This is a genomic window from Acidihalobacter yilgarnensis (assembly GCF_001753245.1).
GTDB classification, from domain to species: domain Bacteria; phylum Pseudomonadota; class Gammaproteobacteria; order DSM-5130; family Acidihalobacteraceae; genus Acidihalobacter; species Acidihalobacter yilgarnensis.
Window position 1 is genome coordinate 3,044,324 of record NZ_CP017415.1, and the last position, 15,263, is coordinate 3,059,586.

Here is a 15,263-nt window from a genome sequence, read left to right on the forward strand (position 1 = left end):
CATGCCCCTCGACGACCAACAACTCATCACTCTCGGCCTCGCCGTGATCCGCACCGAAAGCGAGGCGGTCGCCGCCCTGTCCGAACGGATAGACGGCGCCTTCGTCCGCGCCTGCCATCACCTACACGCCTGCGAGGGACGCATCGTCGTCCTCGGCATGGGCAAATCGGGACACATCGGCGGCAAAATCGCCGCGACGCTGGCCAGCACCGGCACGCCGGCCTTTTTCGTCCACCCCGGTGAGGCCAGCCACGGCGACCTAGGCATGGTCACCGCGCACGACGTCGTACTGGCCCTGTCAAACTCAGGCGAAACCGATGAAATCCTCACTATCCTGCCGATCATCCGCCGCTTGGGCATCCCGCTGATTGCGCTTACCGGACGTCCTGAATCCAGCCTCGCGCGGGAGGCGACCGTGCACATCGACGTCAGCGTGGCCCGTGAGGCCTGCCCACTGGGTCTGGCGCCGACATCGAGCACCACGGCCACGTTGGCGATGGGTGATGCGTTGGCCATCGCCCTACTCGAAGCCCGCGGCTTCACCGCCGAGGATTTCGCACGCTCACACCCCGGCGGCCGCCTCGGCCGCCGCCTACTGCTGCATGTGGCCGACGTCATGCGCCAGGGCGACGACATCCCCATGGTTCGCCCCGACACCATCCTCAGCCAGGCACTGTTGGAAATCACGCGCAAAGGCCTCGGCATGACCGCTGTCGTAATGGCGGGGCGCGTGGTCGGCGTGTACACCGATGGCGACCTGCGGCGCACCCTGGATGCGGCGCTCGACATTCACCGCACACCGATCAGCGAAGTAATGACAGCGGATTGCAAGACTGCGCGGCCCGAAATGCTCGCCGCCGAGATCGTCAAGCTGATGGAGGATCACCGCATTCAGGCGCTGCCCGTCGTCGACGAGGATGGCAGCCTCGTCGGTGCACTGAATATGCACGACCTGATGCGCGCGGGGGTCGTTTAATGAACACACCAACGAACAGGGCAGCGGCCGTATCCGACGATGTACTCGAACGCGCACGCGCCGTGCGCCTTATGGTTTTCGACGTCGACGGCGTGCTCACCGACGGCCGCCTGTTTCTCGGCGACGACGGACAGGAATACAAGTCCTTCAACTCGCGTGACGGACACGGTATGCGCATGCTCAAGGACAGCGGCGTAACCCTGGCAATACTCACCGGGCGCCGCTCGCAGGTGGTCAGTCGCCGCGCCGCCGACCTGGACATCGAACACGTCATCCAGGGTCGCCGCGACAAACTGCCGGCCTTCGAGGATCTGCTATCGACGCTGGCGCTGCCACCCTCGGCTGCGGCCTTCGTCGGCGACGACCTCGTCGACTTGCCGGTCATGCGACGCGCGGGACTCGGCATCGCGGTCGCCGACGCCGCACCGGAGGTCCTGGCACATGCGCACTGGGTCACCACACGCGCCGGCGGGCAGGGCGCCGCGCGCGAAGCCTGCGAGCTGATCATGCGGGCCCAGGGGCAATACGAACGCCTGATCGCGGCTTATCTCACATGAGCCTACAGCGCCTGCTCACAGGCGCCGCGCTGGCCCTTACCCTCATGCTCGGTTACTGGCTCGCGCGACATTCGCTGCCGCCGCCGCTCAAAATGGAGCCTCTGACACACGGCACGGACTACGCCGCAGAGGGCGTGACACTGACCCAGTGGCGCAGCAACGGGCACCGCCGCTATCGCCTGCAGGCAGTACACCTTACACATACCCTACCGGACCGACTCACCCGGCTGACCGATCCGGTGTTGGTGGTATATCCTGAGCGCGGTCCGCCGGTAACGCTACGCTCGCCCAGCGCCATCCTGCTGCCCGGCGACACCATCGTGCAGATGCCAGAGCGTGTGCTCATCACAAGACAGAACACGCAGGGACAGACGATTCACGTGATTTCCAGTAACGTGACGGTCGATACCCGTCAACAGACCGCGACGAGCCCGGCCCCCACCCGCATCGAGGGTCCTGGGTATGTCACGCAAGGCATTGGCCTGAGTGCAAATTTCAAGCAGCAGTTCATCGACCTCCTAAAGGACGTGCACAGTGTTTACACACGCCCAACGACATCCCACTGATTCACGGGCCGCCAGCGGTCGACGTACACGGGCACGCCGATTCTGGCTGATAGCGGCATTCGCCCTATCGTTGCCCCTGAACGCCTGGTGTGCGCCCCCCGTTTCGCGTAACGCCCCTGTTCACATCAGCGCAGACCGATTCCATTTCGATCAGAAAACCGGCATAGGCATCTACACCGGGCACGTCCACGTGACGCAGAACGCGCTGACGATTGATGGTGAACGCCTGACCGTAATTGCACCACCCAAGGGCCCGGTCGAACGGCTGACGATGGATGGGGCTCCCGCCAGCTTCAGCGATGTCACGCCCAAGGGCAAACCGGTGAAGGGACACGCCACGCACATGCTGTATCTGCCCGGCAACCAGGAAATCCACCTCGACGGACAGGCCAAACTGATCCAGGAACGCAACACCTTCAGCAGCGCGCGCATCGTCTACGATACGAAGAGCGGTGTCGTCACCGCTGGCGCGCCCGGCAATCGCGTTAAGGCAACTTTGGTCCCCGGCGGCCAAGGCGGCGCGGAGAAATCCACGCCATGAGCGTACTCAGCGTCACGGATCTCACCAAACGCTATCGCGGCCGCGACGTCCTTGGCGGGGTGTCGCTTGACGTGGGCAGCGGTGAGATCGTCGGCTTGCTCGGCCCCAACGGCGCGGGTAAAACCACCTGCTTTTACATCATCGTGGGCCTGATCCAGCCAGATTCTGGCCATATTCGCCTCAATGATCAGGACATCACCCGATTCCCCATGCATGCGCGCGCGCGCATGGGCGTCGGCTATCTGCCTCAGGAAGCCTCGGTATTCCGCCGCCTCAGCGTCGAAGACAATATCCGCGCGGTACTCGAACTGCGTGACAATTTCGACCCCAAGGCACAGAATGAAACCCTGGAAAGTCTGCTGGATGAACTGCAGATCGGGCATATTCGCAGCAGTCGCGGATTCAGCCTCTCCGGTGGTGAACGACGGCGTGTGGAGATTGCCCGTGCCTTGGCAGCCGAGCCCGCATTCATCCTGCTAGACGAACCCTTTGCCGGTGTCGATCCCATCTCGGTGCTCGATATTCAGCGCATCGTGCGACATTTGAGCGACCGGGATATTGGCGTCTTGATTACCGACCATAACGTACGTGAGACCCTCGGCATCTGTCAGCGCGCCTATATATTGAGCGACGGGCATGTGCTTGCCGAAGGCACCCCGGAAGATATCCTGGACAACCAGAAGGCCCGCGAGGTCTATCTGGGTCAGGACTTCCGCCTGTAAGCAACCCGAGATACCCAAGAGTCCGACGATGACCATTGCGTTAAACGCGAATTCAAGATAAACATCAAACGCGATGATCAAGCCTTCACTTCAACTCCGGCTGGGGCAATCCCTGGCGATGACGCCTCAACTGCAGCAGGCCATACGCCTATTGCAGTACTCGACACTCGAGCTACAGACACATATTCAGGAAGTCCTGGAAACCAACCCGATGCTCGAGGTCGACGAGGATTCCGGGCGAGTTGAGGGCGCGGATGGCGAGCAAATCAACGGCGAATCTCGCGAAGGCGCCGCCGAAGACAACCCATCCCAAGACACCATCCCAGACGAATTGCCGGTCGACAGTGCCTGGGACGATATTTACGAGCCGCCAACCGCAGCGGGCTCCGGCTCGTCCGAAGCCGATGACCGCGACCCCTACGAATCACAAAGCGGCGATGGCGAGTCGCTGATCGATCATCTGCTCTGGCAAGTGCACTTGGCACCCATGAACGAGCAGGATCGCCTGATCGCCATGACCCTGATCGACTCGATCGGCGGTGACGGTTATCTTCAGGAGGATATCGAGAACATCCGTGGATCACTCGCCGCGCAATTGCAGGCCGATCTCGAAATCGAGGACATCGAGGCCGTCCTCCATCTCGTGCAACGGCTAGATCCTCCAGGTTGCGGCGCCCGCAATCTGGCGGAATGCCTCGACATACAACTTTCTGAGATGCCACAAGATATACCGTGGTTGATACAGGCGCGGCGCTTGGTGCAATCCCATATCGACCTGCTCGGGAATCACGATCTCAAGGCACTGATGCGCCACCTGGAACTGGACGAGGCTGGCCTGCAGGAAACCATCGCACTGATCCAGTCGCTCAATCCGCGGCCTGGTGCACAGATCAGCAATAGCCGACCCGAATATATCGTCCCCGACGTGACGGTCCGCAAACAGGGTCAGCGCTGGCGCGTGGAGCTCAACTCTGAAGTTGCGCCGCGCCTACGCTTGAATTCCACCTACGCATCAATGGTACGGCGCGCAGACAGCAGCGTTGACAACACCTACATGAAAAATCAGCTGCAGGAAGCGCGCTGGTTCATCAAAAGCCTGCAAAGCCGTAACGAAACCTTGCTACGTGTCGCCACTGCCATCGTCGAGCAGCAGAGGGGGTTTCTCGAATATGGCGAGGAGGCGATGAAGCCCCTGGTCCTGCGCGACATTGCGGAACAGGTCGAAATGCACGAATCGACCATCTCTCGCGTCACTACCCAGAAATACATGTACACGCCCCGCGGCATCTTCGAATTCAAGTACTTCTTCTCCAGCCACGTCGGTACCGCCGATGGCGGTGAATGCTCCGCAGTCGCGATTCGCGCCATGATCCGCAAACTGGTCGAATCCGAACCCGGCGACAAACCTTTGTCGGACAGCAAGATCGCAGATCTGCTCAGCGAGAAGGGGATACAGGTTGCGCGCCGCACGGTCGCCAAATACCGAGAGGGCATGAACATTCCGTCCTCCAGCGATCGCAAACGACTCAACTAGACTCAAATCATGGAGATCTCACAAAATTCTTCGACTTGGCGCAATACGGACCGACACCCGCATTCCGGCCGTGACCAGGGAGCACAGTCGGGCGCCAGCGTCGAAACCCGGCGGTGGGAGATGTTACCCGCCGTCCACGCCCCGCACAGGGAACCGCGGACGGCGAGCAACGTCGGCCATGATGGCACCGCCCCCAAATGGGCAGTTAAGACACAGCCCTCAACGAGGAGTATCGTATGCAAATCAACCTGTCTGGGCACCACGTAGAGTTGACCGATGCACTACGCGACTACGTAAGCGACAAATTCCAGCGTCTCGAACGACACTTCGACAATATGATCGATGTCCACGTAATTCTTTCCGTAGAGAAATTGCGTCAGAAGGCCGAAGCCAGTCTGAACCTCAGCGGCAACCAACTCTTCGCAGATGCCGTCGACGAAGACATGTATGCCGCTATCGACTCGCTCGTCGACAAGCTCGACCGGCAGGTGATCAAGCACAAGGAAAAGACCAAAGACCATCACAAGGCCGAAGCGACCAAACGCACGGCCATCTGAAACACACAGGCGACACCTGAACCATGCAGATAGGCGAATTACTCACGACCGAACGCATCCTCAACGATGCGGACATCCACAGTAAAAAGCGGGCACTGGAGGCACTAAGCGAACTCCTGGCCAAGGGTGGACAGGTTTCCTCCAATGAGGTCTTCGATACCCTGCTCGCACGCGAGCGCCTGGGCAGTACCGGCTTGGGACATGGCGTAGCGATACCGCACGGCCGCATGGCTGGCCTCAAGGAAACCCAGGCCGCCTTCATCAAATTGAACGGGGGCATCGATTTCGATGCCCCCGACCAGGCGCCGGTTGATCTTCTGTTCGCCCTGGTGGTCCCCGAGGAGTGCACCAGCGAACACCTGGACACGCTCTCAAGACTGGCTCAGTTGTTCAGCGACCCGATCACCGTGCAACAACTACGGGGTGCCCACGACAGCGAGTCCGCCCTGGGACTGCTCAATGACTGGGATGCCAGGCACGCCGCCTAGGCGACGTCATGGACGCCACGCTCTCCGCTGAAACCCTCTATCAAGCCCTCGGCAAACGCCTCGAACTTTCCTGGGTGGCGGGACGTTCGAGCGGAGGGCAGCGTCTGTCTGCGGCCGATACTCACTGGGGCGGCGCCACCCTGGTAGGCCATCTCAACCTGATACACCCGCACTGCGTACAGGTACTGGGTAGCCGCGAATTCGCCTATCTGCAGCAACTCGACACCACCACCCGCGAGCACGCCCTGTCACAACTGCTCAACGGCGAGAGCGTCGTGATCGTCGTCGGTGGCGGAGAATCTCCGGACACCCGGATGATCGAACTTGCCGAGCATGCGGGTATCGCGCTGCTCGTTTCCCCCCTGGCCACGCACGAACTCATCAGCACATTACGCTATTTCCTCAGCGAGGCACTCGCCGAGACTACCACCACACATGGCGTGTTCATGGAAGTGCTCGGCACTGGCCTGCTGCTCACCGGTGACAGCAATGTGGGCAAAAGCGAATTGGCACTGGAATTGATCACCCGAGGTCATCGCCTGGTCGCGGACGACGCACCCGAGTTCGCCCGCATCACGCCGGATATCCTGCAGGGACGCTGCCCACACGTCCTGCAGGATATGCTGGAGGTACGCGGGCTCGGCATACTCAATGTGCGCGCCATGTACGGTGACAATGCAATCAAACTGAACAAATATCTCAGGCTAATCATAGACCTGCGCCACAGCCACAGCACCCGTCACGAGGACGAGCATCGACTGTACGGGATCACGCGCATCCGACGCCTGCTCGGGGTTGAGATACCCGTCATCGAAATCCCCGTCGCGCCCAGCCGTAACCTGGCGGTCCTGGTCGAAGCCTCTGTACGCAAACACCTGTTGCTGCAATCCGGTTATGATGCAGCGGACGACCTGATTCAGCGACAGCAACAACGCCTCGAGAGCGAATCGTGAGACTGATCATCATCAGCGGCCTTTCGGGCTCCGGCAAGACCGTTGCCTTGCATGCCCTCGAGGACGAGGGTCTGTATTGCATAGACAATTTGCACCTCGGCCTGCTCCCGGCCTTCGTCGACAACCTGCTCAGCCCCAAAGTGAAACTCTACGACGAGGCGGCCGTCGGCATCGATGCGCGTAGCGGCATCGAAGAACTGCGCGGCTTCAAGGAAGTGCTTCAAGACATCCGTTCGCGGGGCGTTCAACTTGAAATCATCTACCTGCAGGCCGAGATTGACACGCTGATCAAGCGCTTCAGCGAAACCCGCCGCAAGCATCCCTTATCACGTAAAGGGCTCCCCCTGATCGAGGCGATACACCTGGAGCGCTCGCTGCTCGCGGTCATTGCCGAACACGCCGATCTGACCATCGACACGACGCGCAGCAACGTTCATCAGCTAAGCGCCCAGATCCGCGAGCGCATCGGACGCAGCCATGTCGGTTCGCTATCGCTGCAGTTCCAGTCCTTTGGTTTCAAGCACGGCGTGCCAGGAGACTCCGATTTCATTTTCGACGTCCGCTGCCTGCCCAATCCCCACTGGGAACCGCGCCTGCGTAACCAGACTGGGCTTGACCCTTCTGTACAGCAGTATCTTTCTTCCCACCCGATGGTCGAAGACATGTACCACGACATCCAGCGCTTTCTGCAAACATGGATCCCGCGCTTCGAGGCCGAAAATCGCAGCTACCTGACGGTTTCCATCGGCTGCACCGGCGGACAGCACCGCTCGGTCTATCTCGTACAAAGGCTCGGCGACGCCTTCCGAGACGAACGCGGTACCGAAATCACGATCCGTCACCGGGAGCTTGGCTGATGCCCGATCCCCATCCATTGCCACCCGTTACCGCATAGGCACGTCGCACCATGTCCGTGGGAATTTTACTCATCACGCATAACCGCCTCGGCGCGGACCTCATGGAAACGGCACGCAGCATGCTACGTGCGACACCGCTTACCGTTGCCAACCTCGCGGTTTCCCCCGCCTCAGACCCTGATGAGATTCTCAAACGCGCCCGTGAGCTGTGCGACCGGCTCGACGCCGGTAGCGGCATCCTGGTGCTCACCGACATGTTTGGTTCCACGCCCAGCAACATCGCCTGCCGTCTTTGCGACGACAACCACCAGGTTCGTATCCTTGCAGGGCTCAACCTGCCGATGTTGATCCGGATTTTCAACTATCCGACGCTGAGCCTCGACGCCCTCAAAGACAAGGCATTGAGCGGCGGACACGATGGCGTTCTCAATTGTCAGGAGGTGAGTACGCATGGCGCAGACTGAAGTCAGCATCGTCAACCGCCTCGGGCTACATGCCCGTGCCGCTGCCCGCCTGGTCAGCCTCGCCAGCCGCTTCAACGCGCACATCGAACTCGAACGTAATGGCCGGCGGGTGAACGGCAAGAGCATCATGGGAGTCATGATGCTCGCCGCCGCTCAGGGCAGCACGCTGACTCTCCATGCAGAAGGTATCGACGCAGAACAGGCCCTCGTGGAGATATCCGCGTTGATCGCCGACCGCTTCGGTGAGGGAAGCTGACGAGCGGCCCCACCCGGCTTGGTGCTATAAACGAGATTCAAGAGCGCCGTATAAGCGGGTTCCATCCGGTTTGATGCCCGCCTCCACCTCCGCTCGCAAGCCAAGGAAAGCTCCACAATGAGCCTGTTGCTCAACGGCATCGGTGTCTCCCGCGGCATCGCCATCGGTCGCGCATATCGCTATGCGCAGGAAGCGCCAGAGGTTACCGAACGACGACTACCGGCAGATGCCCTGCCCAATGAAGTCAAGCGCTTTCGTCATGCGCTACGGCGTGCCAAGGCCGAGCTCAAGGCCGTTCGTGCCCGCATCCCGGCGCACGCGCCTGCCGATGTCGGCACCTTTATCGACACCCATCTGCTGATGCTGGAAGACAACCTGCTCGCGCGCGAACCGATTCAGCATATCCGCCGGTTGCGTTGCAATGCGGAATGGGCGCTCAAGCTCCAGCACGATGAACTGGTGGCGGCCTTCGATGCTATGGAGGACCCGTATCTACGCACGCGTCGGGATGACGTTGCCCACGTCATCGGCCGCATCCAACGTCTGCTCGCTGGCAAGGAAACGGCCGTCATGCCGGTAACTCGCGGCGATATCGTGGTTGCCGATGACCTCTCTCCCGCCGACATCGCCAGTCTTCACCAAGCGCGTGTCGCGGGTGTGATCACCGAATTTGGCGGCCCCCTCTCACACACCGCAATCCTGTTGCGCAGTCTTGAACTACCTGCCGTGGTCGGCACACATGCTGCACTTCGCCTACTAAGCAATGGCGAAATGCTGATCATCGACGGTGATGCCGGGCTCGTGCTGGCAGACGGTGCCATCTCGCTAAAACGCCACTTTCGCGAGCGCCTGCGTAACGAACGCGCGCGCCGGGCAACACTGGCCAAGGCGATACGCCTGCCAAGCATCACGCGAGATGGGGCAGCAGTCACCCTGCAGGCCAACATCGAACTCGACACAGACCTCCCCGCACTGCGACGACTCGGACCAACCGGCGTCGGCCTGTACCGGACCGAGTTCCTCTACATCAACCGCAAAACCCCGCCAGACGAAGAGGAGCAATTACGGGCCTATCGCCGAGCACTGCGCGCCCTGGGTGGCGAGACGCTGACGATCCGCACCTACGACCTCGGCGGCGATAAGCTTTTCGACGCCGATCAACGAGACGGGCCGATATCGCCCAACCCGGCCCTGGGGCTACGTGCCGTTCGCCTGAGCCTGCGCGAGCCGACGCTGTTCGCCCCCCAGATCCGCGCAATCCTGCGCGCCTCTGCCCATGGCCCGGTGCGCCTGATGCTACCGATGCTGACCGATCTGTCCGAACTCGATCAATGTCTGAACCTGATCGAGGAGCAGCGCGCACTATTACGCCGGAGCGGGCGCCCCTTCGATCCCACTCTGGGTATCGGCGCCATGATCGAGGTCCCCGCCGCGGCACTGACCGCCGAAAGTTTCGCGCGACGCCTCGACTTTCTATCGATCGGCACCAACGACCTGATTCAATACACGTTAGCCATCGACCGCACCGACGAGACGGTCAATCATCTTTATGACCCACTGCATCCAGCGGTCCTCCAACTGATCCGCCTGACCCTGGAAGGCGGCGCGCGCGCCGGCATTCCGGTCGCCATGTGCGGCGAGATGGCTGGCGACGTGCGCTACACCCGGCTACTCCTCGGCATGGGATTGCGCGAATTCAGTGTGCCGGTCAATCGACTCGCCGAAATCCGTCACGTCATCCGTCACTCCGACGCGTACACCCTGAGTGCAGCGGCCGATGCACTGATTGCGACGGCGGGGCGCTCCGCGCGCGCTGAACTGCTCGACGGCATCAATCAAGACCTCGCTGTGGCCCCATAAGCCCGCCGCACCCCCGATTCCGGCGACTGTTACACTGCAAACGTCCGCCTACATCAAACACGAGCACGCGCCATGGCCGACCCGGAACCGACTAGACGCATCGCCAGCAATCTCGAACTCATTTCCGCGACCCTGCAAACAGGCACCATGCAGCAGGCCAGACGCATGCTCAATGCGCTGCATCCGGCGGAAATTGCCCACCTCCTCGAATCCATGCCACCGGCGCAACGCGAGCTCGTCTGGGAGCTAGTCGATCCCGAATACGACGGCGAAGTGCTGTTGCATCTGGGCGATGAAGTCCGGCAAAGCCTGATCCAAGGCATGGATGCCGAGGAGCTCATCCAGGCCGCCCACAGCCTGGATGTCGACGACCTCGCCGACCTAATTCAGGACCTGCCCCATGCGGTACTCCAGGAAACCCTGGAGGGTATGGACAAGCAACGCCGGCAACGCCTGGAGGCGATCCTCTCCTATCCGGAGGACAGCGCCGGCGGCCTGATGGACACCGACACCGTCACCGTGCGCGCGGACGTGACCTTGGACGTAGTGCTGCGTTATCTGCGCTTGCGCGGCGCGCTACCGGACCTGACCGACAAGCTGATCGTGGTCAATCGTTATGACAAATTTCTCGGTCTGCTCGCGCTGTCCGCTCTGCTCACACAGGACCCGGAACACACCGTCGCCGAGGTCATGGACGGGGCCAGTGCCGGCATCCCCGCGGAAACCCCGGCACACGAAGTCGCCAAGATGTTCGAGGATCACGATCTGATCTCCGCGCCGGTCGTCAACGACGCCGGCGTGCTGCTCGGGCGCATCACCATCGATGACGTCGTCGACGTCATCCGCGAGCAGGCGGACCACTCGGTCATGGGCCGCGCCGGTCTGAGCGAGGATGAGGACATCTTCGCGCCAGTGATACGCAGCTCACGTCGACGGGCGGTCTGGTTGGGCATCAACCTCGCCACCGCCTTTCTCGCCTCCTGGGTGATCGGTCTGTTCGAGTACACCATCCAACGCTCGGTAGCCCTCGCCGTACTCATGCCCATCGTCGCCAGCATGGGCGGCATCGCCGGCAGCCAGACGCTGACCCTGGTCGTGCGCGGACTCGCCCTTGATCAAGTCAATCGCGGCAACCTGCGCTGGATCTTCAGCAAGGAAATCGCCGTCGGCGCGATCAACGGCCTGCTCTGGGCGCTCGTGGTCGCACTGATCGCGCTGATCTGGTTCGACAGCCTGCGTATCGGTGTCATCATCGCCGTGGCCATGATCATCAACCTGTTCGCGGCTGCCGTCGTTGGCGTCACGTTGCCGCCGCTGCTGCGCCGCTTCGGTGTCGATCCCGCAATCGCCGGCAGCGTGATACTGACCACCTTCACCGACGTGATCGGTTACGCCTCGTTCCTGGGCTTGGCCACCGTGGTCTTGTTCGGCCTGTGACCCTGTAGGCACCTTCCCTCGCATGCGACAGGGGGCTAAGCTAATGCGGCTTCGAGCCGCTATCGACCGACAGGATTGCCACCATGAAGATGAAGACCCGGGACTTTGCCATCGGACTCGCCGCCCTCGTGCTGATCGCGCTCGCCGGCTGGCTCTGGCTGGCGCCGGCCGGCAATACCGCACCCAATGTGCGCATGACCCTGCTGGACGGCAAGACCATCGACCTGCACGCCCTGCGCGGCCATCCCGTGCTGATCAATTTCTGGGCGACCAGTTGTCCCGGTTGCGTAGCAGAAATCCCACATTTGGCCCAACTGTATAACAAGCTTTCCCCGCAGGGTTTTGAAATTATTGGCGTGGCGATGTCCTACGACGTCCCCTCGCAGGTCCGCACCATGCAACGCGACCGGCACATCCCCTATCCAATCACCATCGACCGCACCGACGCGATCTCCAAGGCCTTCGGCACCATCCGACTAACGCCTACCTCCTTCCTGATCGACCCGCAGGGCCGTGTGGTCTACCAGAAGATCGGCAACGTGAACATCGACAAGCTGGCTGCGCGCGTCAAGCGCATGCTGCCAAAGCAAGGCAACAGTTAAACCCTGTGTCCGCGATCAACGCTTACCGGGTCGGACCAGCCCGCCGAGACCAGCATCCACGAGCGCGCCGTTGAGTAGCTCGCGCACATGATCCGGGTCTTCCAGGGTCAGTGCTTCATCCGTCAGGGCACGGGCAGCATCCATCGTGAAGCTACGTACCACCCACTTCACCCGCGTTAGGCCCGCCACGCTGACGCTGAGGCCGTCGTAGTCCATACCCATGAGCAGAATCACAGCCGCCGGATCGCTGGCCATTTCGCCACATACGTATATCGGCTTGCCCGCCCGACGCGCACCTTCCCTCGCCTGACGTAAGGCCTGGAGTACCGCCGGGTGTAGAGGCCGGTAGAGATCCGCCACGCGGCTATTGTTCCGATCCACTGCAAGCAAATACTGGACCAGATCGTTGGTACCCACGCTCAGATAATCCACCCGCCGCGCGAGTGACTCGGCCAGATAGACCGCCGAAGGCACTTCGATCATCACCCCCACCTGCAGAGACGACATCACCAAACCCTCTTCGCGCAGCTCATCGGCCGCACGACCAAGCAGCCGACAAGCCTCATCCAACTCGCTGACGGCACTGATCATGGGGAACATCACGCGGAGGTTGCCGAGCCCGACGTTGGCTCGCAGCATCGCTCTGATCTGGGTCAGGAAAATTTCCGGGTGATCAAGGGTAACGCGTATCCCGCGCCACCCGAGGAACGGATTGTCCTCGCTCACCGGGAAGTAGGGCAAAGGCTTGTCGCCCCCGATATCCAGGGTACGCAGGGTAACCGGGCGCGGGTAAAAGGCGGCTAACATTTGTCGGTAAGTCGGCACTTGCGCTTCTTCCGAGGGGAAGCGATCGCGCACCATGAAGGGGAATTCCGTGCGATAGAGTCCCACGCCCTCGGCGCCGCACTTGAGCGCCGGTTCAACGTCTGCAAGCAAGCCGGTATTCACGTAGATCGGCATCAATCGCCCGTCGGGCGTCAACGCCGGTTCCTGGGCCAGCGCATTCAGCCCCTCGGACAGCTCGCGCTCCTCACGCGCCAGCCGCTCGAATTCGCGGCGTACCTGAGGACCCGGCTGGATGAACAGCCGGCCCTGGTAGCCATCGACCACCAATTCCCGTCCCTCCAGGCGACCGACCGGCAGATTCTCAGCCCCCATAACGGCAGGAATACCCAACGCGCGCGCGAGAATCGCCACGTGCGAAGAGCTAGACCCACGCGCCGACACGACCCCGACGAGACAACCCGGTGGAATCTCGGCCAGCTGCGCGGCGGACACATCCTCACCGATCAGCACCGTACGCTCGGGCATCGGCGATTCGCTGCGAACCTGACTGAGCAGCTGCGCCAAGATACGCCGGCCAAGATCACGGATGTCGCTGGCCCGTTCGCGCAAGTAGGCGTCGTCCATCTCCTCGAAGGCGCGCGCGTATTGCCGTACGGTGTCACGCAGCGCCGCCGGCGCCCAGCTACCGCTTTCGATACGTCCCACCGTGCCCTCGATGAGATGCTCACTCGCCAACATCATCGTGTAGGCATCGAACAGCGCCTGCTCCTCGGCGGGCAGCACGTCCACCATGCGCGCGCGGATATTCGCCATCTCCCCCCGCACCGCTTCCACCGCTTGCCGGAAGGCCAAGACCTCCGCCGCGATATCGCTCGCCGGGCGGTCCGGAATGCGCTCAAGATCGGATTGGGAATAGGCCACGCGGCCCACGCCGATGCCGACGCCGGGCGAACCACCCAACCCGGTAATGATCAAGTCGGTAGGCAACTCACCACGCAGTAGCCGCAGGATTTCACCCGACAGCTCGGCTTGCCGGATAGCCACCGCAATCTGTACCGCGAGGGTCGATAGCAGGGCAACCGCACCGTCGTCGAAGCTGCGACTCACACGCTGCTGCACCACCAAGACACCGAGGACACGGCGGCGATGAATGATGGGTACGCCGAGAAAGGCGTGATAACGCTGTTCACCCGTTTCTGGGAAGAATTTGTAGCGGGGGTGATCCGGCGCCTCGTCCAGATTGACCGGCTCGGCCCTTTGCGCCACCAGTCCGACCAAACCCTCGTCAAAATCCAGCTGCACCTGCCCGACCGCGGCCTGATTCAGACCTTCGGTGGCCATCAATACCAGGCGCTCACGTCCAGGCATCACCAGGTACATTGAGCTGACATCAACCTCGAGCGCGGCTCGTACGCGCGCAACCAGTACACGCAGGGCTTCGCCCGTCGATTCCGCCGCACCGACGGCCTCGACGATCCGCTGCAAGGTCTTCAGCAACGGTTGTTGCAAGGACTCGTCTCCCGGCGTCACCGTGGCATGATCGTCATCAGGACACACGACGTGCCGGCCCTTGCACCAAAAGCGGTAGCGGCTCGTCCGTCTCGGTGCCGAACAGAAGTGGCGACAGCTCGTTCAGGGCACGTCGATAGACTTTGCGCTTGAAGAACACGACTTCCTCCATCGGCTGCCAGTAATCCACCCAACGCCAACCATCGAATTCAGGTTTGGTCGAGGCCGCCAGATCGAAACAGCTTTCGTCACAGTCGAGACTGAGCAGAAACCATACCTGTTTCTGACCGATACAACGTGGCGACGCATGACGTCTCACCAAATTTTTGGGTAGGCGGTAGCGTAACCAACCACGTGTACGGCCGACGAGGCTGACATGCCTAGCCTCAAGCCCAGTCTCCTCCCAAAGCTCGCGATACATCGCCTGCTCGGGGGACTCGTCCGCGCGAATACCGCCCTGCGGAAACTGCCAGGCACACTGACCGATACGTTTACCCCAGAAGACGCGCCCCTCGGCGTTGCTCAGGATGATCCCAACGTTATGCCTAAATCCGTCCGAATCAATCACTTGCAAACCCCAGTAGCGACCTGAACCCAC

At 61.6% G+C, this 15,263-nt stretch carries 17 protein-coding genes; 15 read left to right on the plus strand and 2 right to left on the minus strand.

The window, feature by feature from the left end; translation table 11 throughout:
• Nucleotide 1: 1 nt before the first annotated feature.
• The 15 genes from BI364_RS14715 to BI364_RS14785 all read left to right on the plus strand — a co-directional run bounded on the left by BI364_RS14715 (nucleotide 2) and on the right by BI364_RS14785 (nucleotide 12,370).
• Nucleotides 2-976, plus strand: a complete 975-nt coding sequence (locus BI364_RS14715; protein ID WP_070080116.1) for a KpsF/GutQ family sugar-phosphate isomerase — start codon at nucleotides 2-4, stop codon at nucleotides 974-976.
• Entirely contained in the window at nucleotides 976-1,533 is a 558-nt protein-coding gene (gene kdsC, locus BI364_RS14720) for a 3-deoxy-manno-octulosonate-8-phosphatase KdsC (protein WP_070079383.1), read from the plus strand. Before BI364_RS14715 ends, kdsC begins: the two co-directional genes overlap by 1 nt.
• Nucleotides 1,530-2,099, plus strand: coding sequence for an LPS export ABC transporter periplasmic protein LptC (gene lptC, locus BI364_RS14725; protein WP_070079384.1), 570 nt, complete (start codon nucleotides 1,530-1,532; stop codon nucleotides 2,097-2,099). Before kdsC ends, lptC begins: the two co-directional genes overlap by 4 nt.
• Nucleotides 2,068-2,640 carry a lipopolysaccharide transport periplasmic protein LptA gene (gene lptA, locus BI364_RS14730; protein ID WP_083251438.1) on the plus strand — a complete coding sequence of 191 codons (573 nt, stop codon included), beginning with the start codon at nucleotides 2,068-2,070 and terminating at the stop codon, nucleotides 2,638-2,640. Before lptC ends, lptA begins: the two co-directional genes overlap by 32 nt.
• Nucleotides 2,637-3,362, plus strand: a complete 726-nt coding sequence (lptB, locus tag BI364_RS14735; protein ID WP_070079386.1) for an LPS export ABC transporter ATP-binding protein — start codon at nucleotides 2,637-2,639, stop codon at nucleotides 3,360-3,362. The genes lptA and lptB overlap by 4 nt, the downstream gene beginning before the upstream one ends.
• Before the next feature lie 73 nt (nucleotides 3,363-3,435).
• The gene (locus tag BI364_RS14740; protein WP_156782784.1) at nucleotides 3,436-4,896 is read left to right on the plus strand and encodes an RNA polymerase factor sigma-54; all 1,461 of its coding nucleotides are present in this window, start codon (nucleotides 3,436-3,438) and stop codon (nucleotides 4,894-4,896) included.
• 236 nt (nucleotides 4,897-5,132) lie between these two features.
• A complete protein-coding gene (gene hpf, locus BI364_RS14745; RefSeq protein ID WP_070079387.1) occupies nucleotides 5,133-5,453 on the plus strand; it encodes a ribosome hibernation-promoting factor, HPF/YfiA family in 321 nt (106 codons plus the stop codon).
• Between the two features lie 23 nt (nucleotides 5,454-5,476).
• Nucleotides 5,477-5,941 (plus strand): PTS sugar transporter subunit IIA, encoded by a 465-nt coding sequence (locus tag BI364_RS14750; RefSeq protein ID WP_070079388.1) that lies wholly within the window; start codon nucleotides 5,477-5,479, stop codon nucleotides 5,939-5,941.
• A gap of 8 nt (nucleotides 5,942-5,949) precedes the next feature.
• Nucleotides 5,950-6,894: an HPr(Ser) kinase/phosphatase gene (gene hprK / locus BI364_RS14755; protein ID WP_070079389.1), complete on the plus strand. Its 945-nt coding sequence runs from the start codon at nucleotides 5,950-5,952 to the stop codon at nucleotides 6,892-6,894.
• Nucleotides 6,891-7,751, plus strand: coding sequence for an RNase adapter RapZ (gene rapZ, locus BI364_RS14760; protein ID WP_070079390.1), 861 nt, complete (start codon nucleotides 6,891-6,893; stop codon nucleotides 7,749-7,751). Before hprK ends, rapZ begins: the two co-directional genes overlap by 4 nt.
• Nucleotides 7,752-7,801: 50 nt before the next feature.
• Nucleotides 7,802-8,215 (plus strand): PTS sugar transporter subunit IIA, encoded by a 414-nt coding sequence (locus BI364_RS14765; protein ID WP_070079391.1) that lies wholly within the window; start codon nucleotides 7,802-7,804, stop codon nucleotides 8,213-8,215.
• A complete protein-coding gene (locus BI364_RS14770) occupies nucleotides 8,202-8,471 on the plus strand; it encodes an HPr family phosphocarrier protein (RefSeq protein WP_070079392.1) in 270 nt (89 codons plus the stop codon). Before BI364_RS14765 ends, BI364_RS14770 begins: the two co-directional genes overlap by 14 nt.
• Nucleotides 8,472-8,588: 117 nt before the next feature.
• Nucleotides 8,589-10,331 carry a phosphoenolpyruvate--protein phosphotransferase gene (ptsP, locus tag BI364_RS14775; RefSeq protein ID WP_070079393.1) on the plus strand — a complete coding sequence of 581 codons (1,743 nt, stop codon included), beginning with the start codon at nucleotides 8,589-8,591 and terminating at the stop codon, nucleotides 10,329-10,331.
• 72 nt (nucleotides 10,332-10,403) lie between these two features.
• Complete coding sequence (mgtE, locus tag BI364_RS14780; protein ID WP_070079394.1) at nucleotides 10,404-11,768, plus strand: magnesium transporter; 1,365 nt, start codon at nucleotides 10,404-10,406, stop codon at nucleotides 11,766-11,768.
• An 83-nt stretch (nucleotides 11,769-11,851) separates the two neighbouring features.
• Nucleotides 11,852-12,370, plus strand: coding sequence for a TlpA disulfide reductase family protein (locus BI364_RS14785; protein WP_233279530.1), 519 nt, complete (start codon nucleotides 11,852-11,854; stop codon nucleotides 12,368-12,370).
• A gap of 15 nt (nucleotides 12,371-12,385) precedes the next feature.
• On the opposite strand, the gene ptsP (BI364_RS14790) is transcribed toward BI364_RS14785, so the two are convergent.
• On the minus strand, nucleotides 12,386-14,653 hold the full coding sequence (gene ptsP / locus BI364_RS14790; RefSeq protein WP_070080119.1) for a phosphoenolpyruvate--protein phosphotransferase: 2,268 nt from the start codon (nucleotides 14,651-14,653) through the stop codon (nucleotides 12,386-12,388).
• A gap of 49 nt (nucleotides 14,654-14,702) precedes the next feature.
• Nucleotides 14,703-15,233 (minus strand): RNA pyrophosphohydrolase, encoded by a 531-nt coding sequence (locus tag BI364_RS14795; RefSeq protein WP_197496062.1) that lies wholly within the window; start codon nucleotides 15,231-15,233, stop codon nucleotides 14,703-14,705.
• Nucleotides 15,234-15,263 lie beyond the last annotated feature (30 nt).

What these genes read in the sequence shown, in the direction of transcription:
- lptC (WP_070079384.1), top strand. Translation starts at nt 1,530, where the DNA reads ATGAGCCTACAGCGCCTGCTCACAGGCGCCGCGCTGGCCCTTACCCTC.
- hpf (WP_070079387.1), top strand. Translation starts at nt 5,133, where the DNA reads ATGCAAATCAACCTGTCTGGGCACCACGTAGAGTTGACCGATGCACTA.
- mgtE (WP_070079394.1), top strand. Translation starts at nt 10,404, where the DNA reads ATGGCCGACCCGGAACCGACTAGACGCATCGCCAGCAATCTCGAACTC.
- BI364_RS14740 (WP_156782784.1), top strand. Translation starts at nt 3,436, where the DNA reads ATGATCAAGCCTTCACTTCAACTCCGGCTGGGGCAATCCCTGGCGATG.
- lptB (WP_070079386.1), top strand. Translation starts at nt 2,637, where the DNA reads ATGAGCGTACTCAGCGTCACGGATCTCACCAAACGCTATCGCGGCCGC.
- BI364_RS14715 (WP_070080116.1), top strand. Translation starts at nt 2, where the DNA reads ATGCCCCTCGACGACCAACAACTCATCACTCTCGGCCTCGCCGTGATC.
- hprK (WP_070079389.1), top strand. Translation starts at nt 5,950, where the DNA reads ATGGACGCCACGCTCTCCGCTGAAACCCTCTATCAAGCCCTCGGCAAA.
- BI364_RS14770 (WP_070079392.1), top strand. Translation starts at nt 8,202, where the DNA reads ATGGCGCAGACTGAAGTCAGCATCGTCAACCGCCTCGGGCTACATGCC.
- ptsP (WP_070079393.1), top strand. Translation starts at nt 8,589, where the DNA reads ATGAGCCTGTTGCTCAACGGCATCGGTGTCTCCCGCGGCATCGCCATC.
- BI364_RS14750 (WP_070079388.1), top strand. Translation starts at nt 5,477, where the DNA reads ATGCAGATAGGCGAATTACTCACGACCGAACGCATCCTCAACGATGCG.
- BI364_RS14765 (WP_070079391.1), top strand. Translation starts at nt 7,802, where the DNA reads ATGTCCGTGGGAATTTTACTCATCACGCATAACCGCCTCGGCGCGGAC.
- BI364_RS14785 (WP_233279530.1), top strand. Translation starts at nt 11,852, where the DNA reads ATGAAGATGAAGACCCGGGACTTTGCCATCGGACTCGCCGCCCTCGTG.
- kdsC (WP_070079383.1), top strand. Translation starts at nt 976, where the DNA reads ATGAACACACCAACGAACAGGGCAGCGGCCGTATCCGACGATGTACTC.